The sequence below is a fragment of the Mesorhizobium qingshengii genome, from assembly GCF_900103325.1.
Lineage (GTDB): Bacteria > Pseudomonadota > Alphaproteobacteria > Rhizobiales > Rhizobiaceae > Mesorhizobium > Mesorhizobium qingshengii.
On the sequence record NZ_FMXM01000003.1, the window covers coordinates 576,326 to 592,133 of the forward strand.

General features: G+C 63.3%; 14 protein-coding genes. 9 read left to right on the forward strand and 5 right to left on the reverse strand.

Annotated elements, in window-relative coordinates; genetic code table 11:
- Nucleotides 1-3 precede the first annotated feature (3 nt).
- The 3 genes from BLS48_RS06585 (at nt 4) to BLS48_RS06595 (ending at nt 3,090) form a co-directional block, all read left to right on the forward strand.
- A complete protein-coding gene (locus tag BLS48_RS06585) occupies nt 4-888 on the forward strand; it encodes a F0F1 ATP synthase subunit gamma (protein ID WP_091576162.1) in 885 nt (294 codons plus the stop codon).
- A gap of 70 nt (nt 889-958) precedes the next feature.
- On the forward strand, nt 959-2,569 hold the full coding sequence (gene atpD, locus BLS48_RS06590; RefSeq protein ID WP_167364959.1) for a F0F1 ATP synthase subunit beta: 1,611 nt from the start codon (nt 959-961) through the stop codon (nt 2,567-2,569).
- A gap of 113 nt (nt 2,570-2,682) precedes the next feature.
- Nucleotides 2,683-3,090, forward strand: coding sequence for a F0F1 ATP synthase subunit epsilon (locus tag BLS48_RS06595; RefSeq protein ID WP_010912151.1), 408 nt, complete (start codon nt 2,683-2,685; stop codon nt 3,088-3,090).
- Nucleotides 3,091-3,140: 50 nt separating this feature from the next.
- Here BLS48_RS06595 and BLS48_RS06600 read toward each other — a convergent pair whose 3' ends face one another.
- Nucleotides 3,141-4,658 carry a mannitol dehydrogenase family protein gene (locus BLS48_RS06600; RefSeq protein ID WP_091576163.1) on the reverse strand — a complete coding sequence of 506 codons (1,518 nt, stop codon included), beginning with the start codon at nt 4,656-4,658 and terminating at the stop codon, nt 3,141-3,143.
- 178 nt (nt 4,659-4,836) lie between these two features.
- Here BLS48_RS06600 and uxaC point away from each other — a divergent pair, with 178 nt between their 5' ends.
- Both uxaC and BLS48_RS06610 read left to right on the forward strand, forming a co-directional pair.
- A complete protein-coding gene (gene uxaC, locus BLS48_RS06605) occupies nt 4,837-6,246 on the forward strand; it encodes a glucuronate isomerase (RefSeq protein ID WP_091576164.1) in 1,410 nt (469 codons plus the stop codon).
- A gap of 46 nt (nt 6,247-6,292) precedes the next feature.
- Complete coding sequence (locus BLS48_RS06610; protein ID WP_091576165.1) at nt 6,293-6,631, forward strand: cupin domain-containing protein; 339 nt, start codon at nt 6,293-6,295, stop codon at nt 6,629-6,631.
- Between the two features lie 215 nt (nt 6,632-6,846).
- Here BLS48_RS06610 and BLS48_RS06615 read toward each other — a convergent pair whose 3' ends face one another.
- Both BLS48_RS06615 and BLS48_RS06620 read right to left on the reverse strand, forming a co-directional pair.
- Complete coding sequence (locus tag BLS48_RS06615) at nt 6,847-7,515, reverse strand: outer membrane protein (RefSeq protein ID WP_091576166.1); 669 nt, start codon at nt 7,513-7,515, stop codon at nt 6,847-6,849.
- Nucleotides 7,516-7,699: 184 nt separating this feature from the next.
- Entirely contained in the window at nt 7,700-8,152 is a 453-nt protein-coding gene (locus tag BLS48_RS06620; RefSeq protein WP_091576167.1) for a cupin domain-containing protein, read from the reverse strand.
- 75 nt (nt 8,153-8,227) lie between these two features.
- On the opposite strand from BLS48_RS06620, the gene BLS48_RS06625 reads away from it, so the two are divergent.
- Nucleotides 8,228-9,352, forward strand: coding sequence for an AraC family transcriptional regulator (locus tag BLS48_RS06625; RefSeq protein ID WP_167364960.1), 1,125 nt, complete (start codon nt 8,228-8,230; stop codon nt 9,350-9,352).
- Between the two features lie 233 nt (nt 9,353-9,585).
- Here BLS48_RS06625 and BLS48_RS06635 read toward each other — a convergent pair whose 3' ends face one another.
- Together BLS48_RS06635 and BLS48_RS06640 are read right to left on the reverse strand one after the other, a co-directional pair.
- Nucleotides 9,586-10,608, reverse strand: a complete 1,023-nt coding sequence (locus BLS48_RS06635; RefSeq protein ID WP_091576169.1) for a glycosyltransferase family 9 protein — start codon at nt 10,606-10,608, stop codon at nt 9,586-9,588.
- Nucleotides 10,609-10,771: 163 nt separating this feature from the next.
- Nucleotides 10,772-12,190, reverse strand: coding sequence for a coniferyl aldehyde dehydrogenase (locus BLS48_RS06640; protein ID WP_091576170.1), 1,419 nt, complete (start codon nt 12,188-12,190; stop codon nt 10,772-10,774).
- 487 nt (nt 12,191-12,677) lie between these two features.
- Here BLS48_RS06640 and BLS48_RS06645 point away from each other — a divergent pair, with 487 nt between their 5' ends.
- The 3 genes from BLS48_RS06645 (at nt 12,678) to BLS48_RS06655 (ending at nt 15,806) form a co-directional block, all read left to right on the forward strand.
- The gene (locus tag BLS48_RS06645; RefSeq protein WP_091576171.1) at nt 12,678-13,439 is read left to right on the forward strand and encodes a sulfotransferase family protein; all 762 of its coding nucleotides are present in this window, start codon (nt 12,678-12,680) and stop codon (nt 13,437-13,439) included.
- The gene (gene recQ, locus BLS48_RS06650) at nt 13,439-15,289 is read left to right on the forward strand and encodes a DNA helicase RecQ (RefSeq protein WP_091576254.1); all 1,851 of its coding nucleotides are present in this window, start codon (nt 13,439-13,441) and stop codon (nt 15,287-15,289) included. The genes BLS48_RS06645 and recQ overlap by 1 nt, the downstream gene beginning before the upstream one ends.
- A 256-nt stretch (nt 15,290-15,545) precedes the next feature.
- Nucleotides 15,546-15,806: a hypothetical protein gene (locus BLS48_RS06655; protein WP_143019395.1), complete on the forward strand. Its 261-nt coding sequence runs from the start codon at nt 15,546-15,548 to the stop codon at nt 15,804-15,806.
- Nucleotides 15,807-15,808 lie beyond the last annotated feature (2 nt).

The following is a 15,808-nucleotide window of genomic DNA, read 5'->3' on the forward strand; positions in this document are numbered from 1 at the left end:
AGCATGCCTTCACTAAAAGACCTTCGTAACCGTATCGCCTCGGTCAAGGCGACGCAGAAGATCACCAAGGCGATGCAGATGGTCGCCGCGGCGAAGCTGCGCCGCGCGCAAGAGGCCGCGGAAGCGGCGCGTCCCTATTCGGAGCGCATGGGTTCCGTACTGGCCAATATCACCCAAGCTATCGGCGGCGGCGGCGATGCCCCGGCGCTGATGACCGGCACCGGCAAGGACGACGTGCATCTGCTCGTCGTCTGCACCGCCGAGCGCGGTCTGTGCGGCGGCTTCAATTCGCAGATCGCGCGCCTTGCCCGCGACCATATCCGCAAGCTGCTGGCCGACGGTAAGCAGGTCAAGATCATCTGCGTCGGCAAGAAGGGTTTCGATATCCTGCGCCGCGATTATGCATCGATGATCCTCGAGCGCGTCGACCTGCGCGAAGTCAAGACGCTCGGCTTCGTCAATGCCGACGCCATCGCCAAGAAGGTCATCAACCTCTTCAACGAGGGCGGCTTCGACATCTGCACGCTGTTCTATTCGCAGTTCAAGTCGGTGATCAGCCAGATCCCGACCACGCAGCAGATCATTCCGGCCGGTCTCGCCTCCGCTCCCGCAGAGGCGGTGGATGGTGGCAACGCCGTCTACGAATACGAACCGGAGCCGGGCGAAATCCTCTCAGACCTTATTCCGCGCAACATCTCGGTGCAGGTTTTCCGGGCGCTGCTCGAAAACGCGGCCGGCGAAATGGGCGCCAAGATGAGCGCCATGGACAATGCGACGCGCAACGCCGGCGAGATGATCAACAAGCTGTCGATCACCTACAACCGTCAGCGGCAGGCGCAGATCACCAAGGAACTGATCGAAATCATTTCGGGCGCCGAGGCGCTCTAGGCGCGGTTCGCGGGTCATCGACCCGCGACCGGACCGCGTGAGAAACAAAGGACGAAAAAGGGTAAAGACGATGGCGAAAGCAGCGACCCCCAATACGGCGGCCCCCAAGGCCGCAGCCGCGAAGACCGCAGCCCCCGCGAAGGCGGCAAAGGCTCCGGCAGCGGCAGCCAAGGCGGCTCCGGCGAAGGTATCTCCGGCAAAGACGGCGGCAGCACCCGCAAAGGCCGCCGCAGCCAGGACATCGGCAGTGGCCACCAAGGCGACCGGCGTCGTCGGCAAGGTTCGCCAGGTCATCGGCGCCGTCGTCGACGTGCAGTTCGGCGATCACCTGCCGGCGATCCTGAACGCGCTCGAGACCACCAATGTCGGCAATCGCCTGGTGCTCGAGGTTGCCCAGCATCTGGGTGAAAACACCGTGCGCTGCATCGCCATGGACTCGACCGAAGGTCTGGTACGCGGCCAGGAAGTGCGCGACACCGGCGCGCCGATCACCGTTCCGGTCGGCCCGGGCATGCTCGGCCGCATCATCAACGTCATCGGCGAGCCGGTCGACGAAGAAGGCCCGGTTGACGCGATCGAAATGCGCTCCATCCATCAGCCGGCTCCGAGCTATGTCGAGCAGTCGACGGAGGCCCAGATCCTGATCACCGGCATCAAGGTGCTCGACCTGCTGGCGCCCTACGCCAAGGGCGGCAAGATCGGCCTGTTCGGCGGCGCCGGCGTCGGCAAGACCGTGCTGATCCAGGAACTGATCAACAACATCGCCAAGGCGCATGGCGGCTACTCGGTGTTCGCCGGCGTCGGCGAGCGCACCCGCGAAGGCAACGATCTCTATCACGAGTTCATCGAATCCGGCGTCAATAAGAAGGGCGGCGGCGAAGGCTCCAAGGCGGCACTCGTCTATGGCCAGATGAACGAGCCGCCGGGCGCGCGCGCCCGCGTCGGCCTGACCGGCCTGACGGTTGCGGAATATTTCCGCGACCAGGGCCAGGACGTGCTGTTCTTCGTCGACAACATCTTCCGCTTCACGCAGGCGGGTTCGGAAGTGTCGGCTCTGCTCGGCCGTATCCCGTCGGCCGTGGGCTATCAGCCGACGCTCGCCACCGACATGGGCGCGCTGCAGGAACGCATCACCACCACCACCAAGGGTTCGATCACCTCGGTGCAGGCCATCTACGTGCCGGCCGACGACTTGACCGATCCGGCGCCGGCGACCTCGTTCGCCCACCTTGACGCGACGACGACGCTGAACCGCGCCATCGCCGAAAAGGGCATCTACCCGGCTGTCGATCCGCTGGATTCGACCTCGCGCATGCTCGACCCGCTGGTCGTCGGCGACGAGCACTATGGCGTCGCGCGCCAGGTGCAGTCGATCCTCCAGCGCTACAAGTCGCTGCAGGACATCATCGCCATCCTGGGCATGGACGAGCTATCGGAAGAGGACAAGCAGACGGTGGCCCGCGCCCGCAAGATCGAGCGCTTCCTGTCGCAGCCCTTCTTCGTCGCCGAAGTGTTCACCGGCGCGCCGGGCAAGCTGGTCGACCTCGCCGACACCATCAAGGGCTTTAAGGGCCTCTGCAACGGCGACTACGACCACCTTCCGGAAGCTGCCTTCTACATGGTCGGCGGCATCGAGGAAGCAGTCGAGAAGGCACAGCGCCTGGCGGCTGAAGCGGCTTAATTTAGGGAATAGGGAGTAGTCAGTAGCGGGTAGGGAATAGCAGCTGCGTGATGTGGGCCGGTCAGGACCACTTACTACTGCCTAGTTCCTATTCCCTACTCACTAAATTGATCATGGCTGAAGCTTTCAAATTCGAACTGGTTTCGCCAGAGCGCCTGCTGGTTTCCGAGCAGGTCGAGTCCGTCGTCATTCCAGGCGCCGAAGGCGAGATGACCGTGATGGCGCATCACGCGCCGGTCATGACCACCATCAAGCCGGGTGTCGTCACGGTGAAGACTGCGTCGGGTGGCGAAGAGCGCTATGTCGTGTTCGGCGGTTTCGCCGACATCGTCCCGGCCGGTTGCACGCTGCTGGCGGAATCGGCTGTCGCGGTGAAGGATGTCGATCGTGCCGATCTCGCGCGCCGCATCCAGGAAGCCAAGGAAGACGCCGCCGACGCCAAGGACGACCAGGCCCGCAGCAAGGCGGAACAGTTCCTCAGCCAACTCACCACGCTGGAAGGCGCCATCCTGCCGGCCTGAGCCGGATCGCGATCGTGATTGGAAAAAGCGGGGCTTGCCCCGCTTTTTGTTTAGCTGCCCAATGCAGCGAAGGCAGCCGCCGGTCCGCCACGGCGTAACTGTTCAAGATGGTTGGCTGTGAGCTCCATCAATCTTTCGCGCCCTGGCTCCCCCTTGGCAAAGCCGGCCAGGTCGAACACCGCGGCGACAGTCTCGGCGGCCGACAGGCGGTTGCCACAGATTGCTGTCATCGGCACGTCGAGCGGATCAGTGAAATGCGCCTCGGGCAAGGCTTTGCCACGCGCTTCGCAGGCCGCGATCCAGGCGGCCACCACCAGCATAAGATGCCTTGGCGCGGCGCTTGCATGGAGGCGCTCGATGGCCGACGCGACGATACGCTGCGGCAGTTTCTGGCTGCCGTCATTGGCGATCTGCGCGGTGCGGTGGGCGAGCGCGGTGTTGGAAAAACGCTCCGCGAGTTCGGCCGTGTAGGCTGATGTATCGAGCCCGGCATCCTCGGGCAACGTCGGAATGGCTTCGGCCCACAATGCGTCAACAAACTGGCGTATCGCCGGGTCGGCGAAGGCGCGGTCGACGGTGGCGTGACCGCTGAGCAGGCCGAGATAGGCGATCCCCGAATGCGCGCCGTTGAGCAGCCTGAGCTTCATGTCCTCGAACGGCCCGACGTCTTCGACCATGGTGACGCCGAACCGTTCCCAAGCCGGTCGTCCCGCTGGGAACCGGTCCTCGATCACCCACTGGCAGAATGGCTCGGTCATGACCGGCCAGGCGTCCTCGACACCGAGTTCGACGGCGATCCTTGCCCGGTCGGCGTCGGTGGTTGCGGGCACGATGCGGTCGACCATGCTCGACGGAAAGGCAACCTGGTCGGCGATGTGGCGGGCGAGCCCGGCATCGCCCTTCGCGCCGAGCCTGGTATCGCCCATTTGGTCGAGCCTGGCATCGCGCAATTCGGCGAATTCGGTCAGCAGCCGGTGCAGCGTGGCGCCGTTGGCCGGCAGGTTGTCGCAACAGAGCACGGTGAAGGGCGGCGTGCCGGCGTCGCGTCGCCGGGCAAGCGCCTCGGCGAGAAAACCATGCGCGGTCTTCGGCATTTGCGGATTCGCCAGATCATGGACGATATCGGGATGAGCGGTGTCCAGTCCGCCGCCCGCTGCCCTCAGATAGGCCTTTTCGGTGATCGTCAGTGTCACGATGCGGGTGCGCGGATCGGTCAGCGCGGCCAGCACGGCGCACGGGTCTTCCGGCGCCACCAGCATCGAGCCGATGGAGCCGATGACGCGGAGTTTCTCCTCGCCGCTGCTCCTGATTGCCAGCGTGTAGAGCCCATCCTGTGGCGAGAGCGCGTCGCGCGTATCGACGCTGCGCAGCGAAACGCCGACGATGCCCCAGTCCATGCCCCCCGCCGCCAGGCAGTTGTCGACGTAGGCCGCCTGATGGGCGCGGTGGAAGGCGCCGACGCCGAGATGCACGATACCGGGGATGACCTTGCTGCGGTCGTATCCCGGGATTGCGACCCGCTTGGGCAACTGTTGTAGCGTGGTGTCGGACAGATGGCTGCTGGTCATCGCATTGCAGGAGCTAAGGGGTTTGGGCAGCGTGGCATGGAGATATCCCGGCGCGGCGGATGACAAGCGGCGTAACACCTGTTTCCGCCTGCCGCAAGGATGCCTGTTTCGGAGGCGACGTTGACATCGCCTCTGGGCGAACGTACCGATAACCAATCTGGAAGGAGCCGCTTTTCCCATGGTCGCGCTGACCGATCCGGACCTGCTGTTTCCATCCGAGGCGCATTCGCGCTCGCTTGCCCGCGGCCTCTACGCCGGCGTCAAGGATCTGCCGATCGTCAGCCCGCACGGCCACACCGATCCGCGCTGGTATGCGCTCAACGAGCCGTTTCCCGATCCGGCGCAACTGCTCATCGTGCCGGATCACTACATCTTCCGCATGCTGTTCAGCCAAGGCGTGCGCCTCGAGGATCTCGGCGTGGCGACGCTGGACGGCGCACCGGTGGAGACCGACGGCCGGGCGATCTGGCGGCGCTTTGCCGAAAACTATTTCCTCTTCCGCGGCACGCCGACCAGGCTTTGGTTCGACCATGTGCTGGCGCATCTGTTCAACATCGAGGAGCCGTTGAACGCCGCGACCGCCGACCGCCATTACGACGCCATCGCGACGCTGCTGCAGTGGGAGAATTTCCGCCCGCGCGCTTTGTTCGAGCGCTTCAACATCGAGGTGATCGCGACGACGGAAGGCGCGCTCGACGATCTCAAATGGCACCAGATGATCCGCGACAGCGGCTGGCAGGGCAGGGTCGTCACCGCCTACCGGCCGGATGCAATCGTCGATCCCGACTTCGAAGGGTTTTCAGCCAATCTCGACCGGCTCGGCGAGATCACCGGCTGCGACACGGGCCGCTGGGCCGGCTATCTCGATGCGCATCGCCAGCGGCGCGCCTTCTTCAAAAGCTTTGGCGCGACCTCGTCCGACCACGGTCATCCGACGGCCGAGACCGCCAATCTCTCCGATGCGGCGGCCGAAGAGCTGTTCAATCGGGTTCGCCATGGTTCGGGCGACGAGCGCGAGAAGCGGCTGTTTCGCGCCCAGATGCTGACCGAGATGGCCAAGATGAGCCGGGATGACGGGCTGGTCCTGCAGATCCATCCCGGCTCCCAGCGCAACCACTCGCGCGCCATCTTCGAGACATTCGGCCGGGACAAGGGTTTCGATATTCCGACCAGGACCGACTACGTCTCGGCATTGAAGCCGCTGCTCGACTGTGTCGGGCTGGAGCGCGAGCTGACGATCATCCTGTTCACGCTCGACGAGAGCAGCTATGCGCGCGAGCTGGCGCCGCTGGCCGGCGTCTACCCGGCGCTGAGGCTCGGCCCGGCGTGGTGGTTCCACGACAGCCCGGAAGGGATGCGCCGGTTTCGCGAGATGACCACCGAAACGGCCGGCTTCTACAACACCGTCGGCTTCAACGACGACACCCGTGCCTTTCCGTCGATTCCGGCGCGCCACGACGTGGCGCGCCGGGTCGACTGCGCTTTCCTGGCCAAACTCGTCGCCGAGCACAGGCTGCGCGAAGACGAGGCGCATGAGCTGGCGCGGGAACTGGCCTATACGCTCGCCAAGAAAGCCTATCGGCTCTGAAATATGCTGCCGCGGGCCCGGCTGTCTGGCGCGATGAGGAGGGACGATGACTCAAGCAAGGATTTTCGCGCATGCCGGCGAGGGTGCCTGGACGGCGACGGCGGACGGCAATCGCCGCCGTGTTCTCTTGCACACCGATGAACTGATGATGGTCGAGTTCGGCTTCGACAAGGGTGGCGTTGGCGCCCTGCATTCGCACCCGCACGTCCAGGCAAGCTATGTCGCCGAAGGCCGCTTCGAGGTGACCATTGACGGCCGGACCGAGATTTTGGAAGCCGGCGGCAGCTTCATCGTGCCGTCCGGTCTGGTGCACGGCGTCAAGGCCCTGGAGGCAGGGCGGCTGGTCGACAGTTTCACGCCGCACCGGGCTGATTTCCTCGCCTGATCGAGTGGAATCAGTGCGCGCCGGAAGGTGCCCGCGCCGCTTTGGTCCAGCACATCTCGCAAACGAAAAAACCCGCACCTCCGGAGAGGCGCGGGCTGCCGCCTGCGCGCTCTTGCGCCGCGAGACTCCAAACATCACCGCAGGAATACGAACCTGCCGCATCATGGCGAAAACAGGCGGCGCAGTGGCCGGGGCATCGGTGGGAAGGATGCGGATCAGAACTTGTAGCTTAGGCCGGCCCGGATATCGTGCGTCTGGAGATCAACGTTCGCCTTGACCAATCCGGTCGCTGCCGAGAGGTCCTTGCTGCCGAAGTCGGAATAGCGATATTCGACCCGAGCGATCCATTTGTCAGTGAAGGCATGCTCGACGCCAGCCCCAACCGTCCAGCCAATATGGGTTTCCTCGTGGAGTGGTATTTCACCGACGCTGACGCTGGATGCAGTCAATTCATATTTGGCCGCGGCCACGCCGGCAGTGATGTAAGGCAAAGTCCGATCGAAAGCGTAGCCGGCCCGCAGCCGCGCCGAACCCGACCATTTGACTTCGTTCCTGAGCAACACGTTGTCCAAGGTCGTCAGCCCATCCACATTGTTGTCCGTAACATCAGCCTCGACACCGAGCACGAAGCGGTTCGCCATTTCCTGATTGACGCCGATATGGATGCCGCCAATAAAACCGTCCGGATCGATTGAGCTGCCAACGTCCCCGATGAAAAGATCGGATTTTCCGGCTGCGTAACCGAAGTGAATGCCGGCATAGAGGCCAGACCAGGTAAAGCCCGCTTCAACCGGCGCTGGCTCGCCATCGACGATGGCGTCGGCCGCGAAGGCAGAGCTCGTCATGAAAATCATTGCAGATGTGATCAAAATCGTTTTCTTCATCGTAAATCCCTGAAAATTGGAAACGTTGCGTGGCGTGGAAATGGCAGGTGGGCACACGATGCTGCCCAGCAACGAGCTGTTGCAGTGCTTTGGCAATGCATTGCACTTCGCTACGCCAGCGTGGCGCACGTCGATCCGCGACTGGTATCGACGTGCGATGGGGTGTCTTACGACCAGTGAATTGTCACTTTTTGCTCGGATCGTCCGCCGGGTTGACGTAGGTGATCGCGAAGGGGCCCTCGCCGTGAACCTGGACAATCGTATCGCTTGTCGTCCACGCGTAGTGATTCATTCCAGTCGGGGCAACGCCGAAGCCGCCAGCCGTCAGTTCGATACCCTTCGCCTCGTCGAGCTTGTCGCCCATGCCGATATGAAAGCTGCCGGAAATCACCGTCACATATTCCGAGGTGGGGTGGTTGTGCGCGGGAATTTTGTAGCCTGCGGGCATCTTCAGCCGCAGCACATAGATGCCGTCCTTTGACGGATCGCCTGCAACAACCGCGAACTGCGCGCCAGCTGGAAGGACAGCAGGAGCAGGACTCCATTTGATGCTGTCGGCATTCATTGGCATATCATCAGCAAGCAGCTGCGCTGTTCCAACAAGCAGAAGTGCAAGTGTGCAGGCAAGTTTCAACATCCTGGTGTCTCCATTTGGTTCGCGGAAATGTTGCGTTTTTGCTGAGCTCGACGGATGACAAGGTCAGGCCATCGGATGGGGACTATTCGGCTGAGCTGCAGCGTTTGGAGATGTAGACGCCCGACTCGAGGTTCAACAATGATTGCAACATCGGATTTACATGCAGGGACACCGGATCACGGGCCTCCTGCCGGGCCGGACCTGTTGTCGGAAATGCTGAAAGCCGTAAGACTGACCGGCTCCGTCTTTCTGAACGCCTGCTTTAGCGCGCCGTTCGGCGTCGTGGCCCCGAAATACTACGACCCGTCCGCCCCCATGGCGCACCTGCGCCATATCAGCATTTTCCATTTTGTCGTGACGGGCAACTGCACTTTCGAGGCTGCAAACGGCGAGCGGCGCGAAGTCACTGCTGGCGATCTGCTGTTCCTGCCATTCGCCGGTCATCACAAGATCTGGAAGGGCGAACCGCTGGTCATGGCCGAAGCCGGACACATCGTTCAGCCTGGTCGCATCGAAGGGATGTGGACTGTCAACTATGGCGGCGGCGGTGACGAATTGCGCATGGTCTGCGGCTTCCTCGAGTCTTCGGAATTTCTGTTCGCGCCGGTGTTCCGCACGCTTCCGGCGCTCATCGTCGAGAAGATGTCGGACGACAAGGTTGGCGCCCTGATCGCCTCAACCGTGCGCGAAATCGATTTGCACGTCGAGGCGGCGGCGCCGGGTTCGCAGGCGATGCTTGGAAGGCTCATGGAGCTTCTGTTCGTCGAACTGCTGAGGCGCCATGTCGCCCGGCTTCCACCCGGCTCAAAGGGTTGGTTCGCGGCGCTGAACGATCCGATTGTCGGAAGGACGCTGCAGCTTCTCCACGCCGACCCCGCGCGCCACTGGACCGTTGGTCAGATTGCCGACAAGGTTGGCTCATCGCGCACGATCGTTGCAGAGCGGTTCAACGCGCTGCTCGGCCGCCCGCCGATCGAATACGTGACGAGCTGGAGGATCCAGCTGGCTGGAGAGCGTCTGCGTTTCGGCCACGAAAGTCTCGCAAGTATCGCTGCCGGTGTTGGGTATCAATCCGAGGCTGCATTCAGTCGCGCCTTCAAACGCGTTACCGGGATCACGCCGGGAAAATGGCGAGAACGGACCGGCTCCCCCGCGGGTTTTGCCATAGGAACTGCTTCACCCTGGGCCGCTTCGAGGTGACATAGACGGCCGGACAGAAATCCTCGAGACCGGCGGCGGCTTCATCGTTCCGTCCGGTCTGGTGCACGGTGTCAGGAACTGGAAGCGGGCGGCCACCGATTCGCGGTCATTCGGAAATGACAAAACCCGCGCCTCCGAAGAGGCGCGGGCAGTTGCCTGGGCGCCTGTGGCGCCGCGGTACTCAAGACATAACCGCAGAATTGGAAACCTGCCGGATCATGGTGAATATAAGCTTAACGCGCCGGTGCCGGGTGGTCGCGACGGCTGGTGGCCAGCAAGCGATGAGTGGCTTCGAGAATGGCCTCGACCGGCGTGTCGGCGATATCGGCCGACCCGCCACGCCTCGGCGCCGTCACCACTTCGACCATATTCGACAGCGGTCGCCAACGCTCCATGTTGGCGCCGTTGTTGACGATCACCGTCGGGGTCATGACTGCGGCGAACAGGTGCCCAAGACCGCCTTCCATGCCGACATAGGCGGTCGCCATCTCGCCGAGCGCGAGCAGCAGATCACCGAACGCCTCGGTATCGAGCCCAAGATCCGGACCGACCACGGATAAACGAGGTTCCTTGGCGGCAAGGGTCTGCCACGTCGGTCCGTTGCCAGGAGTCACCAGATAGAGCACCTGGTAGCCGGCATCGATGAGATTGCCTGATATGGCTGATATCTGGGCCTCGCTCATGGACTTGTTGCTCCTGGCGTTGCCGCCGAGAAGCACGAGCGGACGGTCGTCCGCGCCGCGAAGCCGGCGCGCCAGGGCGCGGGCGGCCAGCGGCACGTCCAGCCTATGGTCGAACGGCAGGTGCCGGCCAGCCAGGCGCTCGATCAGCCGATGATAGCGCCAGGCATTGTGTTCGGGACGCAGCGTCCATCTGGTGCCCCATCGCAACGACAGAAGATGGCCGGCAAAATTCGGCTCGTAGCGGACGCCGCGACCGAGAAGCTGCAATCCGGTCACCATCAGGCCGGGTACCCCCGCGCGGAGGTCGACGACCGTTGCCTTTCCCCCGCGCGGCGCGAACTCGGCCAAAATGGCGGAAAGCGGCAGCACGGTCCTGAAATCGTCAACGAGGGGGGCGACGTGCCTGCGCAGCACGCCCGTGAGCGAGGACCTGCCCAAGCTGCCATAGACGATGTGGCTCCGCGGGAAAGCCGTCCGTGCGGCGCGCAATGCCGGTATCCGCAGCAATCCGTCGCCAAGCGCGTCGTTGCGGGCATAGAAGATCAGCACAGGTGCGGTCGAATCCATGGCCATGTGCGGAATCCGTAGGTCGCTCGACGAAGGCGTGAAAATGGATGGCCCCGATCGGAGGCGATGTTCCGATCGTCAAAGCCTGATATTGAAGCCCTTCTGGCAAGTCAAAGACGATCTGCCGCGCCTGCGCCCCGGCCAGGTTTTCCCGACAGACAGGCTTCGGTCAGGTGATTTGCCGGAGCAGGCTGAAAATCCGCTCGAACGTCTTGCCGTAAGGCGGACGCAGAAGCCCTCCGGCGCTCAGCCGGGACTGCAGGAAAACCGGCTTCTCCTTGCTGAAAGTGCGAAAACCCCATTCGCCGTGATAGGCACCCATGCCGCTGGCGCCAACACCGCCGAAGGGCTGGTTTTCCTGCACCAGATGCAGCATGCAGTCGTTGATGGTGACGCCGCCGGCGACCGTCTCGCGCAGGATGCGCTGGCGGTTGCCGCCGTCGCTCCCGAACCAGTAGAGCGCCAGCGGCCGGTCCGCCCGGTTCACGTGGTCGATCGCGTCGTCAAGAGTGGCGTATTCGACGATCGGCAGCACCGGGCCGAAAATCTCCTCGCGCATCAGCCGTAGGTCCGGGCTGGCATTCCTGACCAGGGTCGGGAGCAACTTTCGACTTGCGGAAAGCTCCTCGCCGGCCGGGTTGATTTCGGTGATATCGGCGCCGGCATCGCGGGCTTCCGCGATCATGTCGCGCAGACGCTGGTGGTGCCGGTCGCTGACGATGGCGGTATAGTCTGGGTTGTCGCGCAAGGTCGGGTAGAGCCGCGCTATCGCGGTTGCGAGCTTCGCGGCGACGGTGCCTGCCTGCCCTTGCGGTACCAGAAGATAGTCCGGAGCGATGCAGGTCTGCCCGGCATTCAACAGCTTGCCATAGGCAATGCTGGATGTCGCCGCATCGAGATCGCAGGACGGATCGAGGATTGCCGGCGACTTGCCGCCGAGTTCGAGCGTGACCGGGGTCAGGTTGGCAGCAGCCGCGATCGCGACCTGGCGGCCGACCGCGGTCGAACCGGTGAACAGCAAATGATCGAACGGCATCGACACGAAAGCCTTTCCCACCTCGGCGTCGCCGGCGATGACGCTGAGCTCATCCGGCGCGAAATGCTCGCCAGCCAGTCGCGCCAGCAGCGCGGAAAAAGCCGGCGTCAGTTCGGACGGCTTGACGAGCACGCGATTGCCGGCGGCGAGGGCCGCGGTGACCGGCGCGACAGCGAGCTGGAAGGGATAGTTCCAGGGCGATACGACCCCGACGACACCGAGCGGCTGCGGCACGAGACGATTTCTACCCGGCAGGAACGGCATGGTGGTGGCAACACGACGCTCCCGCATCCAGCCCTTCAGATGGGAAAGCGAGTGGCGGATGCCGGCACGCACGACAAACAGTTCCGCCAGGCGCGTCTCGTGTGCCGAGCGGCCGCCAAAATCGGCGTCGATCGCCGCGCAGATGTCCGTCTCATGCCGCTCGGTGAGCGCCAGCAGGCGTTTCAGACGGTCCTTGCGGACGCCAAGGTCCGGAAAGGGCTGCGCCTCGAAGGCGGCGCGCTGCAACCGGAACCGCTCGCCGAGAGCATCCTGTCTGGTCTGCAGCATCACCTTCTCCCTGCATTGTCGGTCAAGCTTACATCGCGACGCGTGAAGGAATCCAGCGGGGTGCAGGTGTCGCAAGGGAAGGCGAGGCTCTCCTTTGCTGTCTCTGCCACCTTGCAGACAGAGCGAGGTCCGCTTCCCAACCATGCACCGCGGTACCCAAACATCGCCGCAGTACGTCGACCATGCCGTATCATGGTGGAATAGGATCCAGGCCGCGTGCTTTAACCTTCCGTTTTTATGCATGTCGTTGTACCGAAAGCGGCCAGGCTGGACTCACCGCCAAATCGGCCATCAGGGAAGGCGGCTGTTGCAGGCAGCGCCGACGAAATCAGGCTTTGGAGGGGGCGGGCTTGGAAGAGCAAGCGGCACATGAGACCGGGCGTCACCGGGCCGGAACACGCGAGCTCTGCAACACGCGAGTTCGTCGTCGGGCTGGGGCTTGCAGGCGGCTGCGGCCGAGAGTCGCCTTGCGCGGGCGCAAATTCGGATGAAAGACGCCAACAGGCTTGAGGCCGCGTTTGGTGCAGCCGCGCGGAGGGTCGTCCGGGAGTTTCAGCGGTTCGTGCCACTGTCTCTAAAAAGGCGCATGCAAAGACGTACATACGCACGCGCGACGCCGGCCAACAGAATTTTCATCTCGGGCTGCGCGCGCAGCGGGACGACACTGACACAGCGGCTGATGAGGTGTTTCGAGGACATTTTCGTTCATCCGCCTGAAGCGCGTTACACGATCCTGGATATGCTGGATCGGCCGGAATCCAACCTCGTCGTCAAGCGCGATGCGCGCAGCTTTGCGCACCTTGCGAAGCTACCTCCCTCCATCGGGCTGATCTACTGCCTGCGCCATCCATTCGACGCCCTAACCAGTTCGCATCCGCAAACACGCAACGAGCGTCGGTTCCATGTCACGCCTCATCGCTGGCTGGCTGAATATGATGCGCTGATACAGCTGAAGAAAGCACAGCCGTACCGGCAGATCTTTTTTGTTCGCTACGAAGATATGATCGGCTCGCCCGATGCCATGCAGGAGAGAATCGCACAGTCGTTCGGGCTGACGCCGCGGATTCGCTTCAGCGAGGATCCGGACAATCCGATCAGGGCGGCTTCGTTGAGAAAATGGGAAAGGAACGAAGAATTCCGGACCTATCTCGAAAGCCTGCCGCCGGCATTTCTTGCCCGCGTCGAGCGCTTCTGTGCCGAGTTCGGGTATGACATGCCGGTATCCGGGTCGACCATGGACGCTCCATGATGCAGGCACCGGCGGCGGTCATTGCAATAGACGAGCAAGATCCCAAGCGGCGCGTCCTGAAGGATGTGTTCGGCTTCGATGATTTTCGTCCCGGCCAGGCCGATGTCATGGAGGCGCTGCTGGCCGGGCGTCATGTGCTGGCCGTGATGCCGACGGGTGCGGGCAAATCGCTCTGCTACCAGGTTCCGGCGCTGGTTCTGGGCGGACTCACCATCGTCGTTTCGCCGCTGGTGGCGCTGATGCAGGACCAGGTTGCCGCGCTGCGCCTCGCCGGGGTGGCGGCCGATACGATCAATTCCTCGATCGACCGCGATGCCAATATCGCCGCCTGGCGCCGCGTGGCTTCGGGCCAGACGCGCTTGCTCTATCTCGCGCCGGAGCGGCTGATGACCGAACGGATGCTGGAGGCGCTTGCCAGGCTCGACGTCCGCCTGATCGCCGTCGACGAGGCGCATTGCATCTCGCAATGGGGCCCGGCGTTCCGGCGCGAATATGAAGACCTGTCGCGGCTGCGCGACATTTTTCCTGAGGTGCCGATCATCGCGCTGACGGCGACAGCGGACGAAAGCACGCGCACCGACATCGAGGCACGGCTGTTCGCCGAGCGCGTCGAAACCCTGGTGCTGGGCTTCGACCGGCCGAACATCAAGCTTGCCATCGAAGCCAAGCAGGACGGCAAGCGGCAGTTGCTGAACTTCGTCGGGCGCCATGCCGGCCGCAGCGGCATCGTCTATTGCCTGTCCCGCAAGAAGACCGAGGAGACGGCGGCGTTCCTCGAGAAGAACGGCGTCACCGCGCTCGCCTATCATGCCGGCATGAGCAAGGACGCGCGTGACGCGAATCAAAACGCTTTCATGACCTTGTCCGGCGTCGTTATGGTGGCGACCATCGCCTTCGGCATGGGCATCGACAAGCCTGATGTCGCCTTTGTCTTCCACACCGATATGCCGGGCAGCCTGGAAGCCTACTACCAGGAAATCGGCCGCGCCGGCCGCGACGGGCGGGAGGCCGAGGCGCATATGCTGTTCGGTCTTGGCGATATCCGCATGCGGCGGTTGTTCATCGACGACGAGGAGGCGTCGGCGGAGCACAAAAGGCGCTCGCATCGCCGGCTCGACACGCTGATCGGCTATTGCGAGACGGCGCAATGCCGACGCCAGGTGCTGCTTGGCTATTTCGGCGAGGAAGCGCAGCCGTGCGGCAATTGCGACAACTGCCTCGACCAGGCGCCGCGCGCCGATGGTGGGCCGGAGGCGCGGATCATCCTGGCCGCGATCGCGCAGAGCGGCGAACGTTTCGGTGCGGGCCATGTCATCGACATCCTGCTTGGCCATGAAACCGAGAAGGTGCTGGCCAGGAGCCACCAGCGGCTGGCCAGCTTCGGGAGCGGTGTGGCGCACAAGAAGGATTTCTGGCTGTCGCTGATCCGGCAACTGGCCGCGGGCGGGTTCCTGGCACCGGATGCGGCCGGCCATGGCGGCCTCGCCATCTCAGACGGCGGCCATGCGCTCGACCGGGGTGAGGTCCCGTTCCACTATCGCATCGAGGTGCGCAGCCGAGCCTTGCGCGGCAAGATGCGTTCCGCACAGGGTTCCGCCGCGGATGCCGAAGGCGTGGATGCTTCGCTGCTGACTACGCTCAAGGCGTTGCGCCTGCGTCTCGCCAAGGAACGCCAGGTGCCGGCCTATGTGGTGTTCTCCGATCGAACCTTGATCGACATGGCCGAGCGCTGTCCGCGCGATCTCGACGCCTTCGCCGAAGTGAATGGCGTCGGCGCCGCCAAGCTCAAGGAGTTCGGCCAGGTTTTCCTGAGTGCAATCGCCGCGCACCTGTCCGACGGATCGGTCTGAATGGCGACCGCGCAGCGGTGGCGAAAACGCTGGTCTCGTCAGAGGCGCCTATCGGTCAGGAGGCGCCTACACTTATTTTTGCCATGCGTCCATGTAAATTGAGATTCAAAATTAAAAGACTGTTTTGTGCGCTCGGTATGTCATAGTTAATAGACGGCACTTTGTTTACGTGCACAAATAGATTTGTCATCAGCAATTTAGCACTCGCTGATGGTTGAGGGCGATTATCATTCTCATGCCCAAAGAGAGCTGTGCAATGACAAATATCTTGACCTCTATATTTTCTGTGAATCCCACCAAGAGCCATGACGGCACGATTTCGGCCCTGGGGACGCATCCCCAATTGGCTGGAGCCCTGGCGAACGACGGGCCGTCCGGCGGCCCGACGTTTTTGGCTGCGCTGGCTGCCTCGGTCGAGGGAAGCGTTGGCTGTTACGGCACTGGGGACGCCCGCCGAGCCTTCCTTGTGGCGGCGGTCGACGCGGATCTTCTTCCCGACAGCAACATGAAGAGTTGAGG